Here is a 26281-nt window from a genome sequence, read left to right on the forward strand (position 1 = left end):
CACCGCCGGTGACGACCTTGCTCAGGCGGCTCGGCGGCGCGCACCACCATACTGGCCACTTCTCACGCTTATCCCATGACCGCTGGGGAAACCCACACCGGACTCCCACGGGCGCCCCACGGCGAAGTGGTACGTCACTTGCCAAGTCGGGCGCCGTCCGCTTCAGGTTGCCGCCCCAAACCCATTGTGGCGCAGATCACAGCCAGCGCCATGCCACCGAGCAGGAAGAGGTACGAGCCGACTCCCGCGCCGAACAGGAAGTCGCCTTCCGGGCGGCTGGCGGTGAGGAAGATGACGGCGACGACCCAGCCGAACGCGGGTGCGACGGCCCCCGAGCGGCTCACCATGGCCCGGGCCCCGCCGAGGAAGAGCCCGGCGGCGCCGGCCAGGGCGAGCAGCAGCCCGCCCGGGAACCAGCCGGCCTGGACGAGGGCCCCTGCGACGCCGACCACGGCCCCGAGCACGACCAGCCCGAGGAGAGCCGCGACCCGGCCGGCCGAGGGCGCCTGCAGGGGTTGCGCGAGCGCCGACCCGCGTCCGCCGGAACTCATGACGCCTCCCCGAGGCCCGCGAAGAGATCGGTCTCGCGCGCGGCGCCCGGCTCGCCGCCCACCAACTCGTAGAACTCCGTGGTGAACACGGGCTGCGCCAGTTCGTTGGAGAGCGCGAAGTAGCGGGCGCCGTGCGGTGCCACCTCGACCTGGGTGGCGTGGGCGGCCATCGCGGCGGTCTTCGCACCGGCGTACGAGGTGCCGTCGATCTCGGTGGTGACACGGCGGTCGTCGACCACGCCCGGTACGTCGTCGACGGCGGCGGACTTGCCGAAGGGCAGCCCCGACAGGTCCTCCTGGAGCCGGGTGAAGGCGGCCTCGGCGACCGTGCGCGGGACGCGGTTCCAGTAGACCTTGGGGATGCGGTGGCCGGCCTCGGCCGCCAGTTCGACTGCTCGCATGGCGACGCGGTGCGCCTGGATGTGGTCCGGGTGGCCGTATCCGCCGTTGTCGTCGTAGGTGACGAGGACGTGGGGGCGGGTCTCCAGGATCACCTCGGCCAGGTGTCCGGCGGCCTCGTCGAGGTCGGCCTGCCAGAAGCAGTCGGGCGCGTCGTTGTCGGGCAGGCCCATCATTCCGGAGTCGCGGTAGCGGCCGGGGCCGCCGAGCAGCCGGAAGTCGTCCACACCGAGCTCGCGCATGGCGGTGGTGAGCTCGCCCAGCCGGTACTCGCCCAGGGCGGGGCCGGTGAGATGCTGCAGCTCGGGCGGGATGACCTCGCCGCCCTCGCCGAGGGTGCAGGTGACCAGCGTCACATGGACGCCCTGGGCCGCATAGCGGGCCATGGTGGCGCCGTTGTTGATCGACTCGTCGTCCGGGTGCGCGTGCACGAGCAACAGACGCCGGGTAGGCAGTTCCGTCATGTGCCCACCCTACGAAACGACACCGACAGTGCCGCGCAGCCCCGGTCGACCGGTGCGAAAAGTGATCGGGGTCAGAACTTGATGCTGCCGATCATGCTGGCGACGTTCGTCGTCAGATCGCTGATCGTCGGTGCGATGGTCGAGGAGGCGAGATAGAAACCGAGCAGCATGCAGACGACCGCATGACCGCCTTTCAGACCTGACTTCTTGATCAACAAGAAGACGATGATCGCCAGCAGCACCACCGCCGAAATCGAGAGTGCCACGGCGGCTCACCTCCAAAGATCCCAGGGACGAGGGGGGTTCGGGTATGGGGGTTGTAGATCGGTACAGCAAATCCATGCGCATGCCAGCAGGTTCATACCCACTCAGCGGTAGTGATCATAACTATGCGTGCTCGCGCATCGCTCGGCGCACGGCCGCACAAGGGGGCGCATGGCCAATATGGTCGGGGGATGACGACCGAGGCTGTCTCATTCCCCCGCCGGCACGCCCGCACCCAGCGTTTCACGCTCGGCGCGCCGCGCGCGTTCACCGTGGCCCCCGACGGCTCCCGCGTGGCGTTTCTGCGCTCCGGTTCCGGCACCGACCGCGCCAACTCCCTCTGGGTCCTTGATGTACCGACCGGCGAGGAACGTCTCGCGGCGGACCCGCGCACCCTGCTCGGCGGTGCCGACGAGCACCTCTCGCCCCAGGAGCGGGCCCGTCGCGAACGCAGCCGTGAGGGCGGTGCCGGCATCGTCGGCTACGCCACCGACGCGGCCCTGGAGTTGGCGTCTTTCGCCTTGTCAGGGCGGCTTTTCACGGCCGAGCTCAGGGTCGGCACGGCGCGCGAACTCCCGGTCCCCGGGCCGGTGATCGACCCGCGTCCGTCCCCCGACGGCCGTCATGTCGCGTACGTCGCGGAGGGCGCCCTGCGCGTGGTGGGCGCCGAGGGCGAGGGCGACCGGGCGCTCGCCGAGCCGGAGTCGGAACAGGTCACCTACGGATTGGCCGAGTTCATCGCGGCCGAGGAGATGGGGCGATCGCGCGGCTTCTGGTGGTCGCCGCGGTCCGACCGGCTGCTCGTGGCGCGCGTGGACGACACGCCGGTACGGCGGTGGTGGATCGCCGACCCCGCCCACCCGGAGCGTGAGCCACATCATGTCGCCTACCCGGCGGCGGGCACCGAGAACGCGGACGTACGCCTGTTCGTGCACGACCTCGGAGGGGAGCGCACGGAGGTCTCCTGGGACCGGGCGCGCTATCCGTACCTGGCGCATGTGCACTGGTCAGAGGCGGGTGCCCCGCTGCTGCTCGTACAGGCGCGCGACCAGCGCAGCCAGCTGTTCCTGGCCGTGGACCCGGGGTCGGGGGCGACCCGGATGGTGCACGCCGACGAAGATCCAACATGGCTTGAACTTTTCGGTGGAGTGCCCTGCTGGAGCCCCTCGGGACAGCTGGTCCGGATCGCCGACGAGGGCGGCGCCCGGGTGCTCGCGGTGGGTGAACGGCCGCTCACGGGACCCCAGTTGCACATCCGCGCGGTTCTCGACGTGACCGCCGATGACGTGCTGGTTTCCGCGTCCGCCGGCGAGGAGGCGGAGTCCCCCGAGATCGGCGAGGTGCACGTCTACCGCGTGAACGAGCTCGGCGTGGAGCGCGTGTCGCAGGAGCCCGGCGTGCACACGGCGGTGCGCGCCGGGGGCGTGACCGTACTGGTCTCCGCCACCCTGGACAGCCCGGGCGCCCGGGTCCAGGTGCTGCGCGACGGAAAGCATCTGGCAACTGTCACGTCGTACGCCGAAGACCCCGGTTTGTCCCCGCGCGTGACGCTCACTGTGGGGGGCGCACGCCGAATTCCGTGCGCCGTGCTTATGCCACAGGACTACCACGGAGACACTCCCCTTCCGGTTTTGCTCGACCCCTACGGGGGTCCGCACGGCCAGCGGGTGGTCGCCGCGCACAACGCCCACCTCACCTCGCAGTGGTTCGCCGACCAGGGCTTCGCGGTGGTCGTCGCCGACGGGCGGGGCACTCCCGGCCACTCCCCGGCCTGGGAGAAGTCCGTCAAGGACGACATCGCGGCGATCGTCCTCCAGGACCAGGTCGACGCGCTCCAGGCACTCGCCGCCGACTTCCCCCTCGACCTGACCAAGGTGGCGATCCGCGGCTGGTCCTTCGGCGGCTACCTCGCCGCCCTCGCGGCCCTGCGCCGCCCGGACGTCTTCCACGCGGCGGTGGTGGGCGCCCCGGTGACCGACCTGCGCCTGTACGACACCCACTACCAGGAGCGCTACCTCGGCCACCCGGCCGAACAGCCGGAGGTCTACCGCCGCAACTCGGTGATCGACGACACCGGCCTGGTCGACGCCGCCGAACCCCACCGCCCGATGATGATCATCCACGGCCTGGCGGACGACAACGTGGTGGTGGCCCACTCCCTGCGCCTGTCCAGCGCCCTGCTGGCAGCGGGCCGCCCGCACGAGGTCCTCCCCCTGTCGGGCGTGACCCACATGACCCCGCAGGAACAGGTGGCGGAGAACCTCTTGCTGCTCCAGCTGGACTTCCTGAAGAGGTCACTGGGCTTGGCATAACGCGCCCCAAAGGGGCGCGGGGAACTGCGCGATCAGCCCCCGCACACCCGCACACGGCAACGGGCCGGAGCGACATGGCGCGCTCCGGCCCGTTTACGGCACCCGCACGGCCGTACGCTGTTAAGCGTGCCGCGTCCGTATATCGAGACCGGGTCGGTGAAGTTGCCTGCGTGTTAACGCGATTGACCCGCATACGCCCCGCTATGCACCCCCGTTACCAAGATCGTCCGTCGGCTCCTCCGGCGGCACCACCTGCTTCTCTTCCGCAAAGTGGCAGGCCGAGTCATGCGCCGCCGGCCCCGGCACCAGCCGGAACACGGCGGGCACCGCGAGCAACGGCACCTCAAGCGCGCAGCGCTCCTGCGCCTTCCAGCACCGCGTGCGGAACCGGCACCCCGACGGAATGTTCGTCGGCGACGGGACGTCCCCGCTCAGGATGATCCGCTCCCGGCGCTCCCGCGCCTCCGGGTCCGGTACCGGCACCGCGGAGAGCAGCGCCTGGGTGTAGGGGTGGGTCGGGTGGTCGTAGATCTCCTCGTCCTTGCCGATCTCCACGATCCGCCCGAGGTACATCACCCCGACCCGGTCCGAGATGTGCCGCACGATCGAGAGGTCGTGGGCGATGAAGACGTACGACAGGTCGAAGTCGTTCTGGAGCCGGTCCAGCAGGTTGATCACCTGGGCCTGCACCGAGACGTCGAGCGCGGACACCGGCTCGTCGGCGACGATCACCTCGGGGCGCAGTGCCAGCCCCCGTGCGATACCGATGCGCTGCCGCTGGCCGCCGGAGAACTGGTGCGGATAGCGGTTGATGTACTCGGGGTTGAGTCCCACGACGTCCAGGAGCTCCTGGACCCGCCTGCGCCGGTCGCCCTTGGGAGCCGCCTCCGGATGGATCTCGTACGGCTCCCCGATGATGTCGCCGACGGTCATACGGGGGTTGAGGGAGGTGTACGGGTCCTGGAAGACCATCTGGATGTTGCGGCGCACCGCCTTGAGCGCACGGCCGCCCAGCCTGGTGATGTCCTCGCCCTTGTACTTGATCAACCCCGCCGTCGGCCGCTCAAGATTGACGAGCATCTTGGCAACTGTTGACTTGCCGCAGCCGGACTCCCCGACGATGCCGAGGGTCTCTCCTTTGTTGAGCGTGAAGTCAACACCGTCAACGGCCTTGACGGCACCGATCACTTTCTTGATCAAGATGCCCTGGGTCAAGGGGTAGTGCTTGACCAGTCCACTCACTTCCAGGATCGGCTCAACCACCGCGTCAACCATTGAGGCACTCCCTCCAGAAGTGACAGGCACTGCCCCGGTGCCGGTCCACCTCGTACAGCGGTGGTTCGTCGGTGCGGCACACGTCCTGGGCCATGGGGCAGCGCGGGTTGAAGGCGCAGCCCGGAGGGATGTTCATGAGGTTGGGCGGCAGGCCCTTGATGGCGTAGAGCTCCTGGCCCTTCTGGTCGAGGCGCGGGATGGAGTCGAGCAGCCCACGCGTGTACGGGTGCGCCGGCGCCTTGTAGATGTCGTGCACGGGCGCGGACTCCACGATCCGCCCCGCGTACATGACGGCGATCCGGTCGGCGACGTCCGCGACCACGCCCAGGTCGTGGGTGATCAGGATCAGCCCCATGTGGTACTCGCGCTGCAACTCGGCGAGCAGGTCCATGACCTGGGCCTGAACCGTCACGTCCAACGCCGTCGTCGGCTCGTCGGCGATGATGAGCGCCGGTTCCAGGGCCAGCGCCATGGCGATCATGATGCGCTGGCGCATGCCGCCGGAGAACTGGTGCGGATAGTCCCGCACCCGCTGGGCGGCGCCCGGGATCCGCACCCGGTCCATCAGCTCGACGGCCTTGGCCCGCGCGTCCTTCTTCGACATCCCGCGGTGCACGACGAACATCTCGGCGAGCTGGTCGCCCACGCTCAGCACCGGGTTCAGCGCCGACAACGCGTCCTGGAAGATCATCGCCATCTCGGCGCCCCGGATCTTCCGTCTCTCCTCTTCTTTCAGCTTCAGCAGATCGCGCCCCCGGAAGAGGATCTCGCCGCCGCCGATCCGCCCGGGCGGCATGTCGAGGATCCCCATCACGGCCTGGGCGGTCACCGACTTGCCGGACCCCGACTCGCCCAGCACGGCCAGCGTCTCCCCCGCGTCGACGGCGTACGAGACGCCGTTGACCGCCTTCGCGACCCCGTCTCTGGTCCGGAACTCCACGTGCAGGTCGCGCACTTCGAGCAGCACGGCGGCGCTCACCTCAGCTTCGGGTCGAGGGCGTCGCGCACCGCGTCGCCGAGCATGATGAAGGCCAGGACGGTGAGCGCGAGGGCTCCGGAGGGCCACAGCAGCGCGTGCGGGGCGTTGCGGATGTAGGGCGACGCGGCGGAGATGTCGATGCCCCAGGAGACGCTGGGCGGCTTCAGGCCGACGCCGAGGTACGACAGGGTCGCCTCCAGGGCGATGTAGGTGCCGAGCGCGATGGTCGCGACGACGATCACGGGGGCCACCGCGTTGGGCGCGATGTGCCGCAGCAGGATGCGGGAGTTGGAGGCGCCGAGGGCGCGGGCGGCCTGGACGTAGTCGTTCTGTTTGGCGGTGATCACCGAGCCGCGGGCGATCCGGGAGATCTGCGGCCAGCCGAGCAGCACCATGAACCCGATGACCGGCCAGACCGTATTACTCGTCACCACCGAGAGGAGGACGAGACCGCCGAGGACGACCGGGATCGCGAAGAAGACGTCGGTGATCCGGGAGAGCACCGAGTCCCAGAACCCGCCGAAGAACCCGGCGAGCCCGCCGAGGACCGACCCGAGCAGCGCGACCCCGAGCGTGGCGCAGACGCCCACCGTGACGGACGTACGGGCCCCGTAGACGGTCCGCGTGTAGACGTTGCAGCCCTGTCCGTCGTAGCCGAAGGGAGCGCCCGGCTGGGAGCCCTCCTGGGCCTTGGCCAGGTCGCACTTGAGGGGGGAGCCGGAGGCGATCAGGGACGGCCACAGGGAGATGACGACGAGGAAGAGGATGACGAGCGCGGAGACGAGGAAGACGGGGTTGCGGCGCAGGTCCCGCCAGGCGTCGGACCAGAGCGAGCGCGGCTTGGCCGCCGGCCCCGTGCCCAGCGGTCCGCCCGGGGTCGTCTCCAGCGTCTGCGCCTCGCTCGTCGCGAGGTCCATCGCCCCGCCCGCCCCGGTCCCCGCGATCGCCCGGTCGGGCTCGAACGGCTGCTCAGGCATAGCGGATCCTCGGGTCGAGTACGGCGTAGAGCAGGTCCACCAGGAGGTTGGCCACCAGGAACACCAGGACCAGTACGGTCACGAAGCCCACCACCGTCTGGGTGTTCTGCCGCAGGATCCCCTGGTAGAGCTGGTAGCCGACGCCGTGGATGTTGAAGATCCGCTCGGTGACGATCGCGCCGCCCATGAGCGCGCCGATGTCGGTGCCGATGAAGGTGACGACGGGGATGAGGGAGTTGCGCAGCAGGTGCCGTGTGATGACCCGGTGCCTGGGCAGCCCTTTGGCGACGGCCGTACGGACGTAGTCGCTCCGTTTGTTCTCGGCGATGGAGGTCCGGGTCAGCCGGGTGACATAGGCGAGCGACACGGAGGCGAGGACGAGTCCCGGCACGATCAGCTCGCCGAAGGTGGCGTCCGGGGAGACGGAGGGTTTGATCCAGCCCCATTCCACGCCCAGGAGCAGCTGGAGCAGCAGGCCGGTGACGAAGGTCGGCACGGAGATGACGACCAGGGTGGCGAGCAGCACCCCCGTGTCGACGGGCCGGCCGCGCCGCAGACCGGTCACCACCCCCAGCGTGATGCCGATGACGATCTCGAAGAGGATCGCCACGACGGTGAGCCGGATGGTGACGGGGAACGCGGTGGACATCAGCTCGGTGACCGGCTGCCCGTTGAACGCCGTACCGAAGTCCCCGGTGAAGACGTTCCCCATATAGGTGAGGTATTGCTGCCACACCGGCTTGTCGAGTCCGAACTCCTTCTTCAGCTGGGCGGCGGTCGCCGGATCGCAGGCCCGTTCACCGCACAGGCCGGCGATCGGATCGCCCATCACATTGACCATGAGGAAGATCAGCAGCGTGGCCCCGATGAACACCGGGATCATCTGGAGCAGCCGCCGGACGACATAGCGTCCCATGCCGGTTCAGCTGACCTTGATCTCGTTGTAGACGGGGACGCTGAACGGATTGAGGGCCACGTTCGACAGCCGCGCGGAGTATCCGGCGCTGCCGTTCTGGTACCAGAGCGGAATGGCGGCCATGTTGTCGCGGACAACCCCTTCGGCCTGCTGGAAGGTGGACACGGCCTTGGCGGTGTCGGTCTGGGCGTTCGCCTGGTCGACGAGCTTGTCGAAGTCCTTGTTGGACCATTTGCCGTCGTTGGAGGAGGCGTTCGTGTAGTAGAGCGGCTGGAGGAAGTTCTGGATGAGCGGGTAGTCCATCTGCCAGCCCGCGCGGAACGGTCCGGTCATCTTGTGCTGGCCGATCTGGTTGCGGAAGTCGGCGAAAGTACCGATCGGATTCCCGACGCACGCCTTGTCGTTGCCCAGCGCGTTGTTGATGGAGTTGCACACGGCGTCCACCCACATCCTGTGCGAGCCGGTGTCGGCGTTGTATGTGATCTTGAGCTGTCCGCCGGGCAGTCCCCCGCCCTCCTGGATGAGCTTCTTGGCCTGGGCGGGGTCGTAGTCGCAGGCGCTCCCGCACAGCCCCTCCTTGAAGCCGCCCGCCGTGCCCAGCACCGGCGAGGTCCAGTCGGTGGCCGGGGTGCGGGTGTTCTGGAAGATGGTGTCGGTGATCTGCTTCCGGTTGATGGCCATGGAGAGGCCGGTGCGGACCTTCTCCGATCCGCTCTTGTTCCAGGCGCTGTCGTAGTAGGGGAAGGCGAGCGTCTGGATGATGCCGGCCGGGGTGTTGATGTAACGGTCACCGAGGTCGTTCTTGACGTTCTTGAGCTGCGAGGCGGGAACGTCGTCGACAAGGTCGAGGTTGCCGGCGATGAGGTCCGTGTAGGCGGTGTCGTTGTCCGTGTAGACCTTGAGGGTCACCCCGGCGTTCTGTGCCTTGTCGGCACCGGGATAGCCGTCCCACTTCTTCAGGGCCATCTGCGAGCCCTTGGTGTACGACTCGATGCTGTAGGGCCCGTCGCCGACCGGTTGCTTCAGCCAGCCGGCGTGGTCGGTGAAGAAGGACTGCGGCAGCGGGGCGAAGGCCGCGTAGCCGAGGGTGTCGGGAAAGCTGGAGAACTTCTGGTTGAGCGCGACGGTGAAGGTGCTGTCGTCGACGACCTTCAGGCCGGAGAGCGTGTCGGCGCTCTGGGAGCCGCTGTCCGGGTGGACCTTGTCGTAGCCCTGGATGTAGCCGAAGAAGTAGGCGTTCTTCTGGTTGTTCTTGAGGCTCGCTCCGTAGTTCCAGGCGTCGACGAACGACTTGGCGGTCACCTTCTCGCCGTTGGAGAAGGTCCAGCCGTCCTTGAGCGTGATCGTGAAGTTCTGCGAGTCGCTCGTGTCGATCTTCTGGGCGAGCATGTCCGTGGCCTTGCCGGTCTTCGGGTCGTACTTCTTCAGGCCGCGGAAGATCATGTCGAGGACCTTGCCGCCCTGGACCTCGTTGGTGTTGGACGGCTCCAGGGGGTTCTGCGGGTCGCCCCAGGAGGAGCTGAGCACGCCGCTCTCGCCTCCGCCGCCCCCGCCGCTGCCGCCGCCCCCGCAGGCCGTGGCGGCGAGCGCCACCACCACCGCGCAGGCCGCCCCTCGGGCGTGCGTGGCTGAACGCATGGCGTGCCTCCTCCGTGAAAGGTGATCCGTCGAGATCCGTCGATCTGTCGAGATCCGTTGATCCGTCCAGATCCGTTGATCCGTCGGGATCGCCTGATCCGTCGAGATCGCTTGATCCGTGGATGTTCCGCTATCGGTCAATATCGACCCAATAGGCCGATATCGCTCACCCACTGCCCCGAACGGCGGCCCCCCGAGGGCCCCATGCCGACCTTTAGAGGGACACGTCACCCGATTGCAGACGCCCCTCCGGGACCCTCTTGAGGATCTTGTGGAGGCGACGCAATGGATCTCCGCGCAACGATGCCGAAACGTTGGATTGCCACCCGGCGATGTACGCATTTCGGCACCCAGGCGTCCGCATAACGAACTCCTTGCCCGTTTCGCGTAGTTCGCCCGAACTAAAGCACGGTGCGATCACGAGGCGCTACCCGCGTAGCTACGGAACGGTCAAGCCCAGGCAAAGAAAGTAAAGACAAGCCCAAGCCGACCGAGAATTTATTGACCTTGAATGAATTGCGTTGAAAAAGTCCGGCGTAGCCCGTAGGGGAGTGTGTCCCTGCGGAGTCATCAGACCCTCCCTTGGGCCAGGAGCACCATGACCCCCCCAACTCCATCCGCGGCTGCCCCGCTCGAGGTGACCGACGAGACCGAGAAGAAGTCGATCACTTCGGACGGCTCGAAGGGCAGCGAGAGCAGGTCCCCGGGACAGCTCGCGTGGCGCCGCTTCAAGCGGGACCGCACGGGCGTCATATCGGCGATCATCGTGATCTTCTTCTTCGTGATCGCGCTGGCCGCTCCGCTCATCGCCAAGCTGTACGGGAAGGATCCGTACACCACGTACGGGCTGAACACGCCTGGACTGCTCGGGGACAACGGCTTCCCGGTCAAGCCCAACGGCGGCATCAGCCCGGACTTCTGGTTCGGTATCGACCCGCAGCTCGGCCGTGACGTCTTCACCTTCCTGCTCTACGCGATCCGCAACTCGCTGTTGATCTCCGTCGGCATCACGCTCTTCGTCGTGGTCCTCGGTGTGGTGGTCGGCGTGACCGCCGGCTACATGGGCGGCAAGACGGACTGGTTCTTCGGCCGGGTCATCGACATCCTGCTCGCCTTCCCGCAGCAGCTGTTCTTCGTGGCCTTCACCCCCGTCGTCGTCTCCTTGTTCGTGCCGGACAACGAGAACACCCCGACCTGGCTCGTCGTCGTCTGCCTCATCGGCCTCCTGACGGCCTTCGGCTGGGCCTCCATCGCCCGGCTGCTGCGCGGTCAGGTACTGGCCCTGCGCGAACGGGAGTTCGTCGAGGCGGCCAAGGTCACGGGTGCGTCTCCGGCACGCATCATCTTCAAGGAACTGCTGCCCAACCTGTGGACACCGATCCTCATCCAGGGAACGCTCACGCTCCCGGCGATGGTCACCACGGAGGCGGGTCTCGCGTTCCTCGGTGTCGGTCTTCAGGACCCGACCCCCGACTGGGGCGTCATGATCGGATACGCCGCCAAGTTCTACCAGGACGACATCACCTTCCTGCTCTTCCCGGGCGTGGCCATGGTGATCTTCGTGCTGGCGTTCAACCTTCTCGGTGACTCGATGCGTGACGCGCTCGACCCGAAGACCAAGCGCTGATCTCCGGCTTCTTCAGGACCACGGCAAAGGCGCCGGGTGCCGGATTTCTCTCACCAACCCACATCAAGGCAGGATGCGATGTCTTTCTCGCGCAGAAACTTCCTGATAGCCACCGGTGTCGCCGCCGCGGCGGGCTCCGTGCTGACCGCGTGCAGCAGCGGTGACTCCAGCGGTGGCTCCAGCGGTGGCAAGCAGGAGGCCGCCAAGGCCCAGACCACCACGGTCAAGATCGGCACGGCGGAGGACTCCAAGGGCCCGGCTCCCGAGGTCTCCGGCGCGAAGAAGGGCGGCAAGGTCTACCTTCTGAACGACGACGACTTCTCGCACCTCGACCCGCAGCGCGTCTACTACGCCTGGAACTCGCTCGCGGTCATCGTCATCAACCGCGCCCTGACCGGTTACAAGATCGCGGACGACGGCTCCCAGACCCTCGTCGGCGACCTCGCCACCGACACGGGAACGATGAAGGACGGCGGCAAGACCTGGTCCTTCACCCTGAAGGACGGCGTCAAGTGGGAGGACGGCTCCGACGTCACCGTCGACGACGTCCGCCACGGTTTCGAGCGCGCCTTCGCCAGCTACATCACCGAGGGCGCCATGTACGTCCAGTCGTGGCTGACGGGCTCCACCGACTACCGCAAGTCCTACTCGGGTCCGTACTCGGGCAAGCACCTGAAGTCGATCACGACGAGCGGGAAGACCATCACCTTCCACCTCTCCGAGGCTCGCCCGGACTTCAACTACGTCGTCGCGATGCAGACGTACGCGCCGACCCCGGTGAAGCACGACACCAAGCAGAACTACGACAAGAAGCCGTTCTCGAACGGCCCCTACAAGGTCAAGTCGCACGACACCGACAAGTCGATGGTTCTCGTCCGCAACGAGCACTGGGACGCGAGCACGGACCCGATCCGCAACGCCTACCCGGACGAGTTCGACTTCTCCTTCGGTATCGAGCAGCTCACGGCGATCGACCGCCTGCTGGCCGACTCCGGCAACGACCAGTACGCCGTCTCCTGGCGCACCATCCCGCAGGAGCGCGTCCAGAAGGCGCAGACCGACGCCAAGGACCGCATCTTCCAGGGTCTGAGCAGCGGCGTCAGCCTCTACTGGATCAACACCACCCGGATCACCGACAAGGACGTCCGCGAGGCCATCATCAAGGCCTGGCCGACCGCCGCGATCCGTCAGCTGCAGGGTGGCTCGGTCCGCGGTGACTACGCGACCGGCGTCATGAGCCCGCTCGTCGCCGGCTACAAGTCGCAGGACGTCTGGGGCAAGCTGAAGAACCCGGCGGGCGACCCGGCGGCCGCGAAGAAGATCCTGGAGAAGGCCGGCAAGACCGGCGCCAAGGTCGTCTACGCGTACCAGCAGGACCCGACCCAGGCGAAGATCAAGGTCGTCGTGGAGAACGCCCTCAAGGCGGCCGGCTTCGACGTCGTCTCCAAGGGCATCGACTCCACCACCTGGTACGACCAGACCGGCAAGATCGCCAACCCGTACGACATCTACTGGGGTGGCTGGTCCTCCGACTGGCCGACCGGTTACTCGGTCTTCCAGCCGCTGTTCGACAGCAAGGCGATCGCCGACGGCGGCTCGAACTACTCGCACCTGAAGGACCCGGCTGTGGACGCCGCCATCAAGGCCGCCACCGCCGAGACCGACAACGACAAGGCGAACGCCATGTGGGCCGCCCTGGACAAGCAGGTCACCGAGACCGGCGCGTTCATCCCGGACGTCTACATGCGCCGTCTGTACCTGCACGGCTCCAAGCTCGGGAACGTGAAGATGGACCCGAACTTCGACGGTTGCATGCTCTACAAGCTGTACGTCAAGGCCTGATCCATCACCTGAGAGGTGGGGCGGCTACCGGCCGCCCCACCCTCGGCTCGTCCACCGGACCTCCGGTCACCCCGGCACGGCCCGATCCGCACGACGGCCCTCCCAGGAAAGCCACTCCCCATGTTTCGCTTCCTCGTCCGCCGAATCCTCGGCGCCGTGATCACGCTGTTCATCATCAGCGCGATCACCTTCATGCTCTTCTATGCGGTGCCTCGTGACCCGGCGCGGATGGCCTGCGGCAAGCTCTGCACGCCGGAGACGCTCCAGCTGATCCGCCACAACATGGGAATCGACGAGGCGCTGCCGGTCCAGTACTGGCACTGGATCACGGGCATTTTCCTGGGGCGCGAGTACCCGGGCTTCGGCCACTGCAACGCCCCGTGCCTGGGCTACTCGTTCGTGAACCGCGAGCCCGTGCTCTCCACGATCGCGGACCGCTTCCCGACGACGGTCTCGCTCGCCCTCGGTTCCGCCGTGGTGTTCCTGATCTTCGGTATCGGCACCGGCATGCTCGCCGCGGTCAAGCAGGGCAAGGCCCTCGACAAGATCGCCAGCAGCGCGTCCCTGGTCGCCTCGTCGATGCAGATCTACTTCGTCGGCCCGCTGGCCCTGTACTTCCTCGTGTACCAGTTCCACATCCTCGACCAGCCGTCGTACAACAGCTTCCTCGGCGACCCGCTCTCCTGGGCGAACGGTCTCCTGGTGCCCTGGCTGGTGCTGGCCCTGATCTGGACCGCCAACTACACGCGTATGACGCGCTCCCAACTGGTCGAGACGCTCACCGAGGACTATGTGCGCACCGCCCGGGCCAAGGGCATGTCGCGGCGCAACGTCTTCTTCCGCTTCGCCTGGCGCGGCGCGATGGCCCCGATCGTCACGATCTTCGGCATCGACCTGGGCACCCTGCTCGGCGGCGCGATGATCACCGAGTACACCTTCAGCCTCCAGGGCATCGGCCTGCTGTCCGTGAAGTCGGTGCAGACCAACGACCTGCCCATGCTGCTCGGCATCATGGTGATCACGTCGTCGTTCGTGGTGATCGCCAACATCATCGTTGACGCCGTCTACGGTCTCATCGACCCGCGCATCCGGCTCGCCTGACCGCGCCCGCCCCTACCAGCACCCCGCATCACCCCCCTCTGGAGCGTCCCCGTGACGAGCACCGATCAGCAGCCCTTCCTGTCCGTCAAGGACCTGAAGGTGCACTTCTCGACCGAGGACGGCGTCGTCAAGGCCGTCGACGGCCTCTCCTTCGACCTCATGCGCGGCAAGACGCTGGGCATCGTGGGTGAGTCGGGGTCCGGCAAGTCGGTCACCAACCTGACCATCCTGGGCCTGCACAACCCGGACAGCACCGCGGTCGAGGGCTCCATCGAGCTGGACGGCCAGGAGCTGAACGGCGCCCCGGAGAAGACGCTGGAGCACCTCCGCGGCAACAAGATGGCGATGATCTTCCAGGACGCCCTGGCCTCGCTGTCGCCGTACCACACCATCGGCGCGCAGATCGGCGAGGTGTACCGCAAGCACAAGGGCGCCTCCAAGAAGGAGGCCCGCGAGCGGGCCATCGAGATGCTCCGGCGGGTCGGTATCCCGCAGCCGGAGAGCCGGGTGGACAACTACCCGCACGAGTTCTCCGGCGGTATGCGCCAGCGGGCGATGATCGCCATGGCCCTGGTCTGCGACCCCGAACTGCTGATCGCCGACGAGCCGACCACCGCGCTCGACGTGACGGTCCAGGCCCAGATCATGGACCTGCTCAAGGACCTCCAGCGGGAGTTCGGCACCGCGATCATCTTCATCACCCACGACCTGGGCGTGATCGCCGACATCGCCGACGAGGTCCTGGTCATGTATGGCGGCCGGTGCGTGGAGCGCGGCACGAAGAAGGAGGTGCTGCGCAGCCCGCAGCACCCGTACACGTGGGGCCTGCTGGCTTCCATGCCGAGCCTGGACGGCCCGGTGGACGTCCCGCTGAACCCGATCCCCGGTTCCCCGCCCTCCCTTCTCAACCCGCCCTCCGGCTGCCGTTTCCACCCGCGCTGCGCCTTCGCCGAGAAGGTGGGCGGCAACCGGTGTGCCACGGAGAGCCCGGTCCTTGAGATCACGGACGGCCGGGGCAGTGCCTGCCACCTGACCGACGAGCAGCGGACCGAGCACCTCGCCGACCTGACCGCGGCCAAGCACCACTGACGTACAAGAGACGGGACATCACCACCATGAGCAGCACCACTCCCCTCCTGGACGTCTCCGGGCTGACCAAGCACTTCCCGATCAAGGGCGGCTTCCCGATCCGGCGCACGGTCGGCGCGGTCCAGGCCGTCGACGGCCTGGACTTCCAGGTCGCCGAGGGCGAGAGCCTCGGCCTGGTCGGCGAGTCCGGCTGCGGCAAGTCCACGACCGGCCGGCTGATCACCCGCCTGCTGGAACCGACCGCCGGCAAGGTCAGCTACCGGGGCCAGGACATCACGCACGCCAACCGCAAGGAACTGGCGCCGATCCGGTCCGAGATCCAGATGATCTTCCAGGACCCGTACGCCTCGCTGAACCCCCGCCACACGGTCGGCAAGATCATCTCCGGCCCGATGGAGATCAACAACGTCAACCCGGCCGGCGGTCGTGAGAACCGGGTCCGGGAGCTGCTGGAGATTGTCGGCCTCAACCCCGAGCACTACAACCGCTTCCCGCACGAGTTCTCCGGCGGCCAGCGCCAGCGCATCGGCGTGGCCCGCGCCCTGGCCCTGCAGCCGAAGCTGATCGTCGCCGACGAACCGGTCTCGGCGCTCGACGTCTCCATCCAGGCCCAGGTCGTGAACCTTCTCCAGAAGGTCCAGAAGGAACTGGGCATCGCGTTCGTCTTCATCGCCCACGACCTGGCGATCGTGCGGCACTTCTCACAGCGCGTCGCGGTCATGTACCTCGGTAAGATCGTCGAGATCGCCGATCGCGAGGACCTGTACGACAACCCGCGCCACCCCTACACGCGGGCCCTGCTGTCCGCCGTGCCCGAGGCGACGGTGGACGCGGAGCCGCGCGAGCGGATCCGCCTGGTCGGAGACGTGCCGTCGCCGATCAACCCGCCGTCCGGCTGCCGCTTCCGCACCCGTTGCTGGAAGGCGACGGAGAAGTGCGCGACGGAGGCTCCGCCGCTGGTCCAGGCCGACGGCAACAAGCCCGGCCACCTCACCGCCTGCCACTACCCCGAGGTGCGGGACACGGTTCCCGCCCCGCGCCTCTCCAAGGACCCCGAGGCAGCGGCCTGACACACCCCTTTTTCCGTCAGCCGCCGCCTGCGGATCGGACTTTCACCGGCCCATTGACCCGAGCCCTGAACGTCCGCTCCAGGGGAGCAAGGGCCCGCACCTCCCCAGGTGCGGGCCCTTCTCATACGTCGACGAAGATTTCCTCGGCGTCATTCGCGCGCAAGGCCCGGATCACCCAGGTTGTGAGCTCATCCGGGTCCTTGCTGGCGTTCACCCGCGCACGAACATCGTCACCAACCGAGATGCCGCGCCATTCCAAGACGCTCACGACCATCTCGTAACGCTCCCGAAGGCGCCCGGCCCGGAATCCTTCCTCCCAGCCCTCGCTCCGGGCCTCGCTCTGAGCCTCTCGCCGGCCCTCCACACGTCCTTCCTCGCGCACCTGCTCCGCCAGCGGATGCCGCCAGAAGTACTGAATCCCCGTCACCCGGCTCCTCCTAGTCCACTCCGTCCGACTACCGACCGCCCGGCAGCGACAGCCTCTACTGGCCGCCCACTCGCTTTCCCCCGCGGCAGTGAGCCATGGCCAAGGGTGATCGGAGGGTCGCGGCACCCTCGACTTGGTTCGCGGAAACACAGCTCTGCCCCCAGAGGCAGGCGGCCCCAACACTCACTCTCCGGCGAACAACTCCGCAGCGTCCGTGACGTGCATCGCCCGTTGCGTCCAGGCTTCCAGCTGGTCCAGGTCCGTACAGGCCTTCACCCGCTCGCGGACAGCGAAGGTCACCGGCATGCCGCGCCACTGCAAGATCTGGAGAACCGTCTCGGCCTTGGCCTCGGCCCAGCCTTGCTCGCGCCCTTCCCGACGCCCTTCCTGGCGGCCTTCCTCGCGGCCCTCCTCGCGGCCTTCCTCGCGGCCTTCCTCGCGCACCTGCTCGGCCAGTTCGTGCCTCCAGAAGTACTGGATCTCCGTCATCAGGTCCCTCCACATCTGCTTCGCCTTGGAATCAGCCAGGCACGAGTCGACGAACTGCACGAGGACCGCGGCACTGTCACGGTCGATGGTTTTCAAGGCGGCTGCCAGGGATTCCAGTATGGCCGCGGCCCGCGGACCCCGCCCGTGTGTCATGGCCGAAAGCGCCGCAAGAGATACGTCGCTCTCGGCCTGCCGCTTGTCCGCGATCACCGGCACGTTGTCCGGCCCCAGCACCAACGGCCGTACCGTCAGCGAATCCCATCCTGGGAACCCCAGCTGGATGGGGCGCGACGCCCACTGCGCCGTCGCACTGCTCTGCGTGATGACGATGAGCACCGGCTCACAGCGGGGCTTCTCGTAGAGATACGACAGGTAGTAAGGCCAGCTTCCGCGCTTGCGGTCATCGATCTTCCCCTGTGACTCGACGACCAGCAGATACGTCCCCTGCTCCGTCTCCGCCCGCAGCAACGTATCCACCCGGCGCTCGACCGGCTGGGCCTCCGTGAGATCCACGTTCAGCGCGGCGAACTTCAGAGGTTCCGGAAACGGCAGAGCCAAGACCTGCCGTAAGGCCTTGGTCAGCAACCCCGGCTCCTTCTGGAAGATCCGGTGCAACGCCTCATGCGACGACCCCACCATCACGCCACCCCCAACTCACACCACACGTACTTGCCCCGCTCCCCGAACCGGGCCGACGGCTGCCAGCCCCAGCAGTCCGCACACGCCACCACCAGCCCCAACCCCCGCCCCTGCTCCCGGTCCGTCACCACCTCCAACGACCCCGGCGGCTCCGGAGGCACGGGATCCGCATCCCACGCCCCGATCCACACGACGCCCTCCGGGGAGCGCCGGACCCTGAGTGCCGCCGGCCCCTTCGTGTGCCGTACGGCATTGGAGACCAGCTCCGCAGCGAGCAGCTCTGCGGTGTCGGCGAGGCCGATCAACCCGTGCATCGTCAGGATCAGACGCAGGGTGCGACGGCAGATCGTCACCGCTCTGGGGTCGTTGGGGATGTAGAGCGTGTAGTCCCAGGTCTCGGGCATGCGTCATCAACTCCAGGCGGATGAAGGGGATTTCACGCAGGGTGGCATCGCCGCACGAGAACGGTGCGGTGCACTTCCGCAGCGTGTGCGTTACGTCACCGACAGTAGAGTCATAATTTGGGACGGTGCAAGTCGCTGCCGTAATCTTCCCCTCGAACGAGGTGCTGCTTCGCGGCAGTTCTCGGCGAGGAGGAAGACATGACGCGCAGGAAACAACCCACTGCACGTCAGGCGCGCCTGGGTTCCGAGTTGCGCAAGCTCCGCGAGGCCGCGGGGCTGAAAGGGCTGGAAGCTGCCGCACTGCTCGGGACCGACTCGGCTCAGATCAGCCAGATCGAGTTCGGCACGGCAGGCGTGAGCGAGGAGCGCGTACGGCGACTGGCCGCCCATTACTCCTGCACGGACGCGGAGTTGATCGAGGCGCTGGTGTCGGTGGCGACCGACCGGACCCGGGGGTGGTGGGAGGAGTACCGGGGTCTGCTGCCGACGCCGTTTCTGGATCTCGCCGAGCTGGAGTACCACTCCTCGTACCGCCTCGACGTGGAGTTCCTGCACATCCCCGGTCTGTTCCAGACGGAGGACCACGCCCGCGCCATCTTCTCGTACCGGGTCCCCGAACTCCCCGCGGACGAGCTTGAGCTGCGCGTCCGTCACCGCATGGCACGCAAGGCAGTCATCGAAGAGCCGGCCCGTGTTCCCTACGAGGCCGTCATCCACGAGGCAGCCCTGCGCATCAGGGTCTGCGACCGGGCCGCCACGCGTGCCCAGCTCGACCGCATCCTGGAGTTCTCCGAAGCACCCCACATCACCGTCCGGGTCATTCCGTTCGACCTGGACGGCTTCGCCGGAGCGACGAACGCCATGATGTACGCGGGCGGCGCCGTGCCCAAGCTGGACACAGCGGTACGCGATGCGCCGCAGGGCGCGGGGTTCATCGACTCGGAGGCCCAACTCGGGTCTTTTCGAACGCTCTTCCGTAAGGTGGAGTCCGCGTCCCTCGACCCCGAGCGGTCGCGCGACTTCATCCACAACCTGACGAAAGAGCTGTGAGGCACACCGTGGCCCCTGACAAGTGGCGCAGGTCGTCCTACTCGGGAAGCGGCGACGGCAACAACTGCGTCGAGGTAGCCCACCACCCCGCCCACATATCCGTCCGTGACTCCAAAGCCCCCGCCAGAGCCGCCCTCACCTTCCCCGCCGCCGCCTTCGCGGGCTTTCTCGCGGGGCTCAAAGTGCCTGGTTCCACAGGAAGTTGATAGATGCTCAAGAAGTAAGCCGTTCCTGACCCGTCGTTCAACATCATGTGGCACACTGCCGCGGTGGTCGATCATTCGTACGCGGATCTCTCGCTCGCCGCGCTCTACGACAGCCTCAACCCGTGGGGGCCGGGTGACGACTTCTACCTGGACCTGGTGATGGCGGCCGGGTCCGTGCTCGATGTCGGCTGCGGTACCGGGCGGTTGCTGCGCGGGGCGCGGGCCGAAGGGCACGGCGGGCGGCTGACGGGGCTGGAGCCGGCCGCGGCGATGCTCGTACAGGCGCGTCGGGCCGAACCCGCCGTCGAGTGGGTGCTCGGCGATCTGCGTACCCGCCGCTGGGACACCGACGACTTCGATCTCGTCGTGATGACCGGTCACGCGTTCCAGGAGCTGCTCGGGGACGAGGAGTTGAGGGCGGCGCTGACCGCCGTGCGTTGTGCGCTGTCCGCGACGGGGCGCTTCGTGTTCGAGACCCGTAACCCCGCCGCCCGGGCCTGGGAGGGCTGGACCCCCGACCGGGTGCGTCAGATCGCCGGCCCGGACGGCTGTGCCGTCCGGGTCTGGCACGAGGTCGAGGGGCCGCCGAGCGGGGAACGGGTGACCTTCACCGAGACGTACGAGGGCGGGACCTGGACACAGCCTCAGGTGTGCCGGTCCACCCTGCGTTTCCTCGGGCCCGACGCCCTCGCCGGTTTCCTGGGCGGTGCCGGTCTGGAGGTCGTCGAGCAGTACGGCGACTGGGCGCGCGGGCCGCTGTCCCCCGGCAGCCCCGAGATCATCACGGTCGCCCGACGCGCCTGAGGCCCGTGGACACCAGGCCGCGGTGGGTGTTCTTCCGGTTGTTCTCCTGGCGCTTCCGCAGCAGCCTCAGGACCAGCCGGACCAGGACGACCTGGACGATGCCCGCGACGGCGTGGACGGACGGGGCGTACGTGTCGGGGCCGGGGCTGTAGTCGTCGTAGCCGAAGACCACCGCGCCGAGGAGGAACAGGATCGTCGTCACGACGCCCGAGGGGAAGGTGATGACGGTGACGGCCGCGGTCGCGGCGTCCAGGCCGCGTTCGACGCTCAGGTAGTCGAGACCGAAGACCGCTGCGAGGTACGCCAGGGCGAGGAGCACGCCCGTCCTCCGGGACGGGCGTGTCGTGATCTTGACTTCCGTGCTCGTCATGCGTCGCCCAAGGTGTGATGCAGCGGATCGGGTCCTTGAGGTTACCGACGGGCTCGGACCAGGGCCTCTCCGCCTCCCTCACACGGGCGCCCTAGGGCCTGTCTGACCATTCCCGTCGTCGCCCGGAGGGCGGCCTCGCGGCGTCAGGTGCGTGCTCTCGGCGTGCCGGGCGTAGGCCCTCGTACTGGACGTACTTGGGTCTGCGCCCGGTGCGGCGAGAGTGCGTGCATGGCGTCGCGAGGCAGACGGGAATTGTCAGACAGGCCCTAGCCCTCCTCCTCCAGCGCGGCCAGCGCCGGATCCAGCACGATGTCCTCGTCCCGGGCCTCCGTCGTCGGGTCCTCCGGGAAGTGGCAGGCCGTGAGGTGGCCCGCGTGGTTGCCGGAGATCTGGACCAGCGGGGGTTCCTCCGTCGCGCACTTGTCCTGGGCCTTCCAGCAGCGGGTGCGGAAGCGGCAGCCGGACGGCGGGGAGATGGGGGACGGGACGTCGCCGGCCAGGCGGATGCGTTCACGGCCGGCCGAGTCGCCGTCGTCCGTGAGGCTGACCTCGGGGACGGCGGACAGGAGGGCGTGGGTGTAGGGGTGGCGGGGGCGGGTGTAGATCGCCTCCCGGTCGCCGACCTCGATGATCTTGCCGAGGTACATCACCGCGACGCGCTGCGAGAAGTGCCGTACCACCGCCAGGTCGTGGGCGATGAACAGGAACGCGATGCCCAGTTCCCTCTGTACCTCCTGGAGGAGGTTGACCACCTGGGCCTGGATGGAGACGTCGAGCGCCGAGACCGGTTCGTCGGCGACGATCAGCTTCGGTTCCAGGGCCAGGGCACGGGCCACGCCGATGCGCTGGCGCTGGCCGCCGGAGAACTCGTGCGGGAAGCGGTTGTAGTGCTCGGGGTTGAGGCCGACGATCTCCAGCAGCTCCCGTACCCGCTTCTCGCGGCCGCCGTCCGGTTCTATCCCGTTGATCTCCATCGGGCCCGAGATGATCTTGCCGACCGTCTGGCGCGGGTTCAGTGACGAGTACGGGTCCTGGAAGATCATCTGGATCTCGGAGCGGACCGGCGCCAGCTCCCTGCGCGAGGCGTGGCTGATGTCCTGGCCGCGGTAGCTGATCGAGCCGTTCGTCGGTTCCAGCAGGCGGGTGATCAGCCGGCCGGTCGTGGACTTGCCGCAGCCGGACTCGCCGACCAGGCCGAAGCTCTCCCCCACCCGCACGGTGAGGTCGATGCCGTCCACCGCCTGGACGTGCCCGATCGTGCGCCGGATCGGGAAACCGCCCTTGACCGGGAAGTACTTGGTCAGCCCGGAGACCTCCAGGAGAGGCTCCCCCACGGTGACGGGATTGTGCTGAGCCGGGAGGACCATGTCCTCTGTCATGACGTGTCCTCCAGGACCTAGGCCAGTCGGGGTTTGATCTCTTCGAGGAAGATGGTGCGTTTCTGGTCCGCCGTGAGGTGGCATGCCGAGGCGCGGTCGGGGGCCAGCAGGGGGCGTTCGGTGACACAGCGGGTGCCGCCGACCCGGTCCTGGAAGGTGCAGCGCGGGTGGAAGCGGCAGCCGGAGGGCGGGGTCAGCAGGGAGGGCGGGGCGCCGGGGATCGGGTTCAGCGGCATGCCCAGGTCGGAGTCCAGACGCGGCATCGAGTTCAGCAGACCCCAGGTGTACGGGTGCTGGGGCGCGCGCAGGACCTCGTTCGTCGTGCCGCGCTCCACCGCGCTGCCCGCGTACATCACCATGATGTCGTCGGCCATGTCGGCGATCACCCCCAGGTCGTGGGTGATGAAGATGATGCCCGATCCGAACTCCTGCTGGAGGTCCTTGAGCAGATCCAGGATCTGCGCCTGGACGGTCACGTCCAGGGCGGTGGTCGGCTCGTCGGCGATGAGCAGGTCGGGGTCGCAGACCAGGGCCATCGCGATCATCGCGCGCTGGCGCATACCGCCGGAGAACTGGTGCGGGTAGTCCTTCGCCCGCTCCTTCGGGTTGGGGATGCCGACCTTGGCGAGCATCTCGACCGCCCGGTCCCAGGCCGCGCGCTTGGAGGCGCCCCGGTGCTTCATGAACGGCTCGGCGATCTGCCGGCCGACCGTGTAGTACGGCGACAGCGCGGTGAGCGGGTCCTGGAAGATCATGGCGGCCTTGTTGCCGCGTACCTTCTCCAGTTCGGACTCGCGGGCGGTGATCAACTCCTGGCCGTCCAGGAGGATCTCGCCCTCGACGGTGGTGAACTGGGGGTTGTGCAGGCCGAGGATGGTCAGGTTGGTGACCGACTTCCCGGAGCCCGACTCGCCGACGATCCCGAGGGTCTTGCCCCGCTCCACGTCGAACGACAGCCCGTCCACGGCCCGTACCACGCCGTCCTCGGTCTTGAAGCTGACGTGCAGGTCCCGCACCGAGAGGAAGGCACCCGCGTCGGCCGGTGCGGGGGTGCCGGCGTCCTTGGTCAGAGTGGTCACGACGGTTCTCCTCTTGCCCGGCCTAGGCGAGCCGGACGCGCGGGTCGATGAACGCGTAGGCCGCGTCGACGATGAGGTTGCACAGCAGGATCATGGAGGCGGAGAACAGCATGACGCCCAGCAGCAGCGGCAGATCGCTGAACTGCACGGATTCCACCGCGAGGCGCCCGAGGCCGGGCAGTCCGAAGGTGTACTCCGTGATGATGGCGCCGCCGAGCAGCGTGCCGAGGTCGATACCGAAGATGGTGATGATCGGGATCAGCGAGCCGCGCCAGGCGTAGCGGAAGAAGACGTATCTGCGGGACATGCCCTTGGCGCGGGCGGTGCGGACGTGTTCCTCCTGGAGCTGCTCGATCATCGACGAGCGCGCCATACGGGTGTACTGCGAGGCGAAGATCGTGGAGAGCACCACCCACGGGATGATCAGCCCGGAGAACCAGGTGACCGGGTTCGCGGTGAAGTTGTTGTAGGCGGGCTTGTCGAAGAGGTGGGACTGGTAGACAAGGACGGCGAGGGCCAGCGGTCCGAGGAAGTAGATCTGCATCGAACTGATCACCATCGAACCGGCGGTGACCGTCTTGTCGAGCAGTGTCCCCCGCTTCCACGCGGCGACCATCCCGGTGCCCAGACCCACGATCAGGAACACCACCGCGGCACCCAGGGTGAGCGAGACCGTGGTGGGCAGCCGGTCCATCATGGTGGCCCAGACCGGGTCGTTGGTGTGGTACGAGTACCCGAAACAGGGGGCGGGGCAGGGGCCCTGCGCGAACTGGTTGCTGCCCAGGATCAGGTTGTGCAGGAAGATCCAGTACTGCTCGGGGATCGACTTGTCGAGGCCGAGCACATGGTGGATGTTGGCGAGGCTGGTCGGATTGCAGGTCTTGCCGCACATCAGCAGCGCCGGGTCGCGTGGCATCCCGAAGAACAGCAAGAACGTCACGATGCTCAACAGAAAGAGGATGACGACGGCACCGAGGATCCGGCGGACGAGGAAGCGCAGCATGCGAGGGGCTTTCTGACGTCGGCGGGCCGGGCGGTACCCGGTGCGCTGCCGCCCCGACGGGCTGGCGCACCGGGTACCGGTCGGACTGGTGGGGTTACTTGATGTACAGGCGACGCGGGTCGATGCCGCCGATCACGTCGTCGTAGACCAGGCCGCCGACCTTGGAACCGGCGATCTGGACCTGCTTGTAGTCGATGGTGGGAACGGCGTTGATGACGTCCTTGACCAGGTACTGGTCGATCTTCTCCCACGCGGCGGCCGACTTGACCGGGTCGCTGATCTTGTTGGCGGCGTCGATGTCGGCGTTGACCTTGGCGTCGTTGACGTGCGAGTAGTTGGGCGAACCGTCGGCGATCGCGCGGCCGTCGAACAGCGGCGGGATCACGGTCGAGGCGGACGGCCAGTCGGCGCCCCAGGCGGAGGCGTAGATGTCGTAGTTGTTGTCGATCTTGCCGACCTGGTCGTAGTACGTCTCGGCCGGGATGTCCTGGCGCTGCACGTTGAAGCCGGCGTTCTTCAGGGCGGCGGCGATGGCGGTGGAGTACTGCTGGCCCTCGGGCGTGTTCTGGTAGCCGTAGGTCAGCTTCAGACCGAGCTTGCCGGCCTTCTTCAGCAGCGCCTTGGCCTTGGCCGCGTCACCGCCCGGGTTCTTCTTCTTGCCCCACGGGTCGAAGGAGGCGTCGTAGCCGCTGACGGTCGGGCTGATGTAGCCGCCGGCGACCTCCGCGGCCGAACTACCGCCGAAGGCACGGATGATCGGGGTGATCGGCAGGGCGTAGGCGATGGCCTCGCGGACCGTCTTGTCCTGGAGCGCCGCGTGGGACTGGTTGATGTTGATCTGGCCGACGTAGGGCTGGTAGCCGGCGACCGTACGGGCCTTGACGGCCGCGTCGCCGCCGAGGACCGCGGAAATGTTGCCGGCGTCCACCGAGTTGTTGAAGCTGATGCCGGTCTGGTCGGCGCCCGTGTCGGCCAGGAGCGCCTTGGTGGAGTCCTCGTACTGGACGTTGAAGGAGAAGTCCATCTGGTCCACGTACTGGTTGCGGATCGGGTCCGTCTTCGGGTCCCAGTTGGGGTTCTTGACCAGCACCATCGACTTGCCGGACTTGAACGACTGGATCTTGTACGGGCCGGTCGTCACCGGGGCCTTGTCGTACTTCTCCTTCGTGTCGCCCTTCTTGGAGACGACGGCGTAGCCCGCCATCGCGAGCGCGTAGGGCAGGTCCGGGTGCGGGGTCTTGAAGTGGAAGATGACGGTCTTGCTGTCGGGCGTCTCCAGGATGCTGTTCGGCAGGTGCTTGCCCTTGTAGGGGCCGTCCGGGAGCAGCTTGCGGTAGTCGGCGCCGTTGGTGTCGGCCATCCACTGCTGGAGGTACGTGGGGCCCTGGTTGATGAAGGACGCGAAGAGCCGCTCGAAGGTCTGGCGGAAGTCCGCGGAGGTGATCGGCGTCCCGTCGGAGAACTTGATGCCGTCCTTGAGCGTGTACTTCCAGGTCTTGCCGCCGTCCGTGGTGGTGCCGGAGTCGGTGGCCAGGTCGCCGACGACCTCGTGGCCGCTGCCCTTGTTGTTGGTGGCCTTGTAGCCGGTGAGACCTCTGTGGATCAGCGTCGCGAGCGAGCCCTCGTCGGAGACGTAGATCTGCCCGGGGTCGAGGTGGGCGTAGGAGTCGCGCTGCAGCACTTCCAGGGTGCCGCCGGTCTTCGCGCCCGGCACGGCGGCCGCGGGTCCTGTCGAGTCCGCCGCCCCACCGAACTTGATCGACGCCTGCTGCCGCTTGGCGTTCTGCTGGTCCTTCTTGTTGTTGTCGCTGGCATTGCTGCCGCCTTTGCTGCAACCGCTGAGCACGAGTGCCCCGGCCGCGAATATCGACAAAGCGGCGTATGTACGGCGTCCGCCCCTACTCATCACTGAAGTCTCCACCCATCT

25 protein-coding genes are annotated in these 26281 nt (G+C 67.6%); 9 read left to right on the plus strand and 16 right to left on the minus strand.

Annotation, left to right across the window (positions count from 1 at the left end):
• Positions 1 to 134: 134 nt before the first annotated feature.
• From SSP29_RS03540 to SSP29_RS03550, 3 genes are all read right to left on the minus strand, one after another.
• Entirely contained in the window at positions 135 to 551 is a 417-nt protein-coding gene (locus SSP29_RS03540; RefSeq protein WP_089098956.1) for a DUF6113 family protein, read from the minus strand.
• A complete protein-coding gene (gene mshB, locus SSP29_RS03545; protein WP_089098957.1) occupies positions 548 to 1414 on the minus strand; it encodes an N-acetyl-1-D-myo-inositol-2-amino-2-deoxy-alpha-D-glucopyranoside deacetylase in 867 nt (288 codons plus the stop codon). The genes SSP29_RS03540 and mshB overlap by 4 nt, the downstream gene beginning before the upstream one ends.
• 71 nt (positions 1415 to 1485) lie before the next feature.
• Positions 1486 to 1680, minus strand: coding sequence for a hypothetical protein (locus tag SSP29_RS03550; protein WP_089098958.1), 195 nt, complete (start codon positions 1678 to 1680; stop codon positions 1486 to 1488).
• A 189-nt stretch (positions 1681 to 1869) separates the two neighbouring features.
• Here SSP29_RS03550 and SSP29_RS03555 point away from each other — a divergent pair, with 189 nt between their 5' ends.
• Positions 1870 to 3990 (plus strand): prolyl oligopeptidase family serine peptidase, encoded by a 2121-nt coding sequence (locus SSP29_RS03555; protein ID WP_089098959.1) that lies wholly within the window; start codon positions 1870 to 1872, stop codon positions 3988 to 3990.
• Between the two features lie 201 nt (positions 3991 to 4191).
• On the opposite strand, the gene SSP29_RS03560 is transcribed toward SSP29_RS03555, so the two are convergent.
• The 5 genes from SSP29_RS03560 to SSP29_RS03580 are packed head-to-tail and all read right to left on the minus strand — an operon-like array spanning position 4192 to position 9775.
• Positions 4192 to 5265: an ABC transporter ATP-binding protein gene (locus SSP29_RS03560; protein WP_089098960.1), complete on the minus strand. Its 1074-nt coding sequence runs from the start codon at positions 5263 to 5265 to the stop codon at positions 4192 to 4194.
• Positions 5258 to 6232, minus strand: a complete 975-nt coding sequence (locus SSP29_RS03565; RefSeq protein ID WP_089099789.1) for an ABC transporter ATP-binding protein — start codon at positions 6230 to 6232, stop codon at positions 5258 to 5260. The genes SSP29_RS03560 and SSP29_RS03565 overlap by 8 nt, the downstream gene beginning before the upstream one ends.
• Positions 6233 to 6240: 8 nt before the next feature.
• Complete coding sequence (locus SSP29_RS03570; RefSeq protein ID WP_089098961.1) at positions 6241 to 7221, minus strand: ABC transporter permease; 981 nt, start codon at positions 7219 to 7221, stop codon at positions 6241 to 6243.
• Entirely contained in the window at positions 7214 to 8137 is a 924-nt protein-coding gene (locus SSP29_RS03575; protein ID WP_089098962.1) for an ABC transporter permease, read from the minus strand. Before SSP29_RS03575 ends, SSP29_RS03570 begins: the two co-directional genes overlap by 8 nt.
• Positions 8138 to 8143: 6 nt before the next feature.
• Positions 8144 to 9775 carry a peptide ABC transporter substrate-binding protein gene (locus SSP29_RS03580; protein WP_089098963.1) on the minus strand — a complete coding sequence of 544 codons (1632 nt, stop codon included), beginning with the start codon at positions 9773 to 9775 and terminating at the stop codon, positions 8144 to 8146.
• Between the two features lie 637 nt (positions 9776 to 10412).
• Here SSP29_RS03580 and SSP29_RS03585 point away from each other — a divergent pair.
• The 5 genes from SSP29_RS03585 (at position 10413) to SSP29_RS03605 (ending at position 16504) form a co-directional block, all read left to right on the plus strand.
• Positions 10413 to 11402, plus strand: coding sequence for an ABC transporter permease (locus tag SSP29_RS03585; protein ID WP_089098964.1), 990 nt, complete (start codon positions 10413 to 10415; stop codon positions 11400 to 11402).
• Between the two features lie 78 nt (positions 11403 to 11480).
• Positions 11481 to 13244 carry an ABC transporter substrate-binding protein gene (locus tag SSP29_RS03590; RefSeq protein WP_089098965.1) on the plus strand — a complete coding sequence of 588 codons (1764 nt, stop codon included), beginning with the start codon at positions 11481 to 11483 and terminating at the stop codon, positions 13242 to 13244.
• A 120-nt stretch (positions 13245 to 13364) separates the two neighbouring features.
• Positions 13365 to 14345: an ABC transporter permease gene (locus SSP29_RS03595; RefSeq protein WP_089098966.1), complete on the plus strand. Its 981-nt coding sequence runs from the start codon at positions 13365 to 13367 to the stop codon at positions 14343 to 14345.
• A 51-nt stretch (positions 14346 to 14396) separates the two neighbouring features.
• Positions 14397 to 15434, plus strand: coding sequence for an ABC transporter ATP-binding protein (locus SSP29_RS03600; protein ID WP_089098967.1), 1038 nt, complete (start codon positions 14397 to 14399; stop codon positions 15432 to 15434).
• A 26-nt stretch (positions 15435 to 15460) separates the two neighbouring features.
• Positions 15461 to 16504, plus strand: coding sequence for an ABC transporter ATP-binding protein (locus tag SSP29_RS03605; protein WP_089098968.1), 1044 nt, complete (start codon positions 15461 to 15463; stop codon positions 16502 to 16504).
• A gap of 121 nt (positions 16505 to 16625) precedes the next feature.
• Here SSP29_RS03605 and SSP29_RS03610 read toward each other — a convergent pair whose 3' ends face one another.
• The 3 genes from SSP29_RS03610 to SSP29_RS03620 form a co-directional block, all read right to left on the minus strand.
• Positions 16626 to 16931: an RpnC/YadD family protein gene (locus SSP29_RS03610; protein ID WP_089098969.1), complete on the minus strand. Its 306-nt coding sequence runs from the start codon at positions 16929 to 16931 to the stop codon at positions 16626 to 16628.
• Positions 16932 to 17114: 183 nt separating this feature from the next.
• Positions 17115 to 18059: a hypothetical protein gene (locus SSP29_RS03615; protein ID WP_089098970.1), complete on the minus strand. Its 945-nt coding sequence runs from the start codon at positions 18057 to 18059 to the stop codon at positions 17115 to 17117.
• Positions 18059 to 18463, minus strand: a complete 405-nt coding sequence (locus tag SSP29_RS03620; RefSeq protein ID WP_089098971.1) for an ATP-binding protein — start codon at positions 18461 to 18463, stop codon at positions 18059 to 18061. The genes SSP29_RS03615 and SSP29_RS03620 overlap by 1 nt, the downstream gene beginning before the upstream one ends.
• 198 nt (positions 18464 to 18661) lie before the next feature.
• Here SSP29_RS03620 and SSP29_RS03625 point away from each other — a divergent pair, with 198 nt between their 5' ends.
• From SSP29_RS03625 to SSP29_RS03635, 3 genes are all read left to right on the plus strand, one after another.
• Positions 18662 to 19513, plus strand: a complete 852-nt coding sequence (locus tag SSP29_RS03625) for a helix-turn-helix domain-containing protein (protein WP_089098972.1) — start codon at positions 18662 to 18664, stop codon at positions 19511 to 19513.
• 8 nt (positions 19514 to 19521) lie between these two features.
• Positions 19522 to 19719 carry a DUF397 domain-containing protein gene (locus SSP29_RS03630; RefSeq protein WP_089099790.1) on the plus strand — a complete coding sequence of 66 codons (198 nt, stop codon included), beginning with the start codon at positions 19522 to 19524 and terminating at the stop codon, positions 19717 to 19719.
• Positions 19720 to 19782: 63 nt separating this feature from the next.
• On the plus strand, positions 19783 to 20523 hold the full coding sequence (locus SSP29_RS03635) for a class I SAM-dependent methyltransferase (RefSeq protein WP_089099791.1): 741 nt from the start codon (positions 19783 to 19785) through the stop codon (positions 20521 to 20523).
• Here SSP29_RS03635 and SSP29_RS03640 read toward each other — a convergent pair.
• The 5 genes from SSP29_RS03640 to SSP29_RS03665 form a co-directional block, all read right to left on the minus strand.
• On the minus strand, positions 20501 to 20893 hold the full coding sequence (locus tag SSP29_RS03640) for a hypothetical protein (RefSeq protein ID WP_089098973.1): 393 nt from the start codon (positions 20891 to 20893) through the stop codon (positions 20501 to 20503). The two genes, SSP29_RS03635 and SSP29_RS03640, sit on opposite strands and share 23 nt — an antisense overlap.
• A 266-nt stretch (positions 20894 to 21159) precedes the next feature.
• Positions 21160 to 22272 carry an ABC transporter ATP-binding protein gene (locus SSP29_RS03650; protein WP_089098974.1) on the minus strand — a complete coding sequence of 371 codons (1113 nt, stop codon included), beginning with the start codon at positions 22270 to 22272 and terminating at the stop codon, positions 21160 to 21162.
• A 17-nt stretch (positions 22273 to 22289) separates the two neighbouring features.
• Complete coding sequence (locus SSP29_RS03655; RefSeq protein WP_089098975.1) at positions 22290 to 23351, minus strand: ABC transporter ATP-binding protein; 1062 nt, start codon at positions 23349 to 23351, stop codon at positions 22290 to 22292.
• Positions 23352 to 23373: 22 nt separating this feature from the next.
• Positions 23374 to 24354, minus strand: a complete 981-nt coding sequence (locus SSP29_RS03660; RefSeq protein WP_089098976.1) for an ABC transporter permease — start codon at positions 24352 to 24354, stop codon at positions 23374 to 23376.
• 94 nt (positions 24355 to 24448) lie between these two features.
• A complete protein-coding gene (locus SSP29_RS03665; RefSeq protein ID WP_089098977.1) occupies positions 24449 to 26260 on the minus strand; it encodes an ABC transporter substrate-binding protein in 1812 nt (603 codons plus the stop codon).
• Positions 26261 to 26281: the final 21 nt, after the last annotated feature.

The sequence above is a fragment of the Streptomyces hyaluromycini genome, assembly GCF_002217755.1.
GTDB lineage: Bacteria > Actinomycetota > Actinomycetes > Streptomycetales > Streptomycetaceae > Streptomyces > Streptomyces hyaluromycini.

Excerpts from the sequence above, each read along its gene's own strand:
- SSP29_RS03540 (WP_089098956.1), bottom strand. The coding sequence starts at position 551 with ATGAGTTCCGGCGGACGCGGGTCGGCGCTCGCGCAACCCCTGCAGGCG.
- mshB (WP_089098957.1), bottom strand. The coding sequence starts at position 1,414 with ATGACGGAACTGCCTACCCGGCGTCTGTTGCTCGTGCACGCGCACCCG.
- SSP29_RS03555 (WP_089098959.1), top strand. The coding sequence starts at position 1,870 with ATGACGACCGAGGCTGTCTCATTCCCCCGCCGGCACGCCCGCACCCAG.
- SSP29_RS03560 (WP_089098960.1), bottom strand. The coding sequence starts at position 5,265 with ATGGTTGACGCGGTGGTTGAGCCGATCCTGGAAGTGAGTGGACTGGTC.
- SSP29_RS03570 (WP_089098961.1), bottom strand. The coding sequence starts at position 7,221 with ATGCCTGAGCAGCCGTTCGAGCCCGACCGGGCGATCGCGGGGACCGGG.
- SSP29_RS03575 (WP_089098962.1), bottom strand. The coding sequence starts at position 8,137 with ATGGGACGCTATGTCGTCCGGCGGCTGCTCCAGATGATCCCGGTGTTC.
- SSP29_RS03580 (WP_089098963.1), bottom strand. The coding sequence starts at position 9,775 with ATGCGTTCAGCCACGCACGCCCGAGGGGCGGCCTGCGCGGTGGTGGTG.
- SSP29_RS03590 (WP_089098965.1), top strand. The coding sequence starts at position 11,481 with ATGTCTTTCTCGCGCAGAAACTTCCTGATAGCCACCGGTGTCGCCGCC.
- SSP29_RS03595 (WP_089098966.1), top strand. The coding sequence starts at position 13,365 with ATGTTTCGCTTCCTCGTCCGCCGAATCCTCGGCGCCGTGATCACGCTG.
- SSP29_RS03605 (WP_089098968.1), top strand. The coding sequence starts at position 15,461 with ATGAGCAGCACCACTCCCCTCCTGGACGTCTCCGGGCTGACCAAGCAC.
- SSP29_RS03615 (WP_089098970.1), bottom strand. The coding sequence starts at position 18,059 with ATGGTGGGGTCGTCGCATGAGGCGTTGCACCGGATCTTCCAGAAGGAG.
- SSP29_RS03620 (WP_089098971.1), bottom strand. The coding sequence starts at position 18,463 with ATGCCCGAGACCTGGGACTACACGCTCTACATCCCCAACGACCCCAGA.
- SSP29_RS03625 (WP_089098972.1), top strand. The coding sequence starts at position 18,662 with ATGACGCGCAGGAAACAACCCACTGCACGTCAGGCGCGCCTGGGTTCC.
- SSP29_RS03640 (WP_089098973.1), bottom strand. The coding sequence starts at position 20,893 with ATGACGAGCACGGAAGTCAAGATCACGACACGCCCGTCCCGGAGGACG.
- SSP29_RS03650 (WP_089098974.1), bottom strand. The coding sequence starts at position 22,272 with ATGACAGAGGACATGGTCCTCCCGGCTCAGCACAATCCCGTCACCGTG.
- SSP29_RS03660 (WP_089098976.1), bottom strand. The coding sequence starts at position 24,354 with ATGCTGCGCTTCCTCGTCCGCCGGATCCTCGGTGCCGTCGTCATCCTC.
- SSP29_RS03665 (WP_089098977.1), bottom strand. The coding sequence starts at position 26,260 with ATGAGTAGGGGCGGACGCCGTACATACGCCGCTTTGTCGATATTCGCG.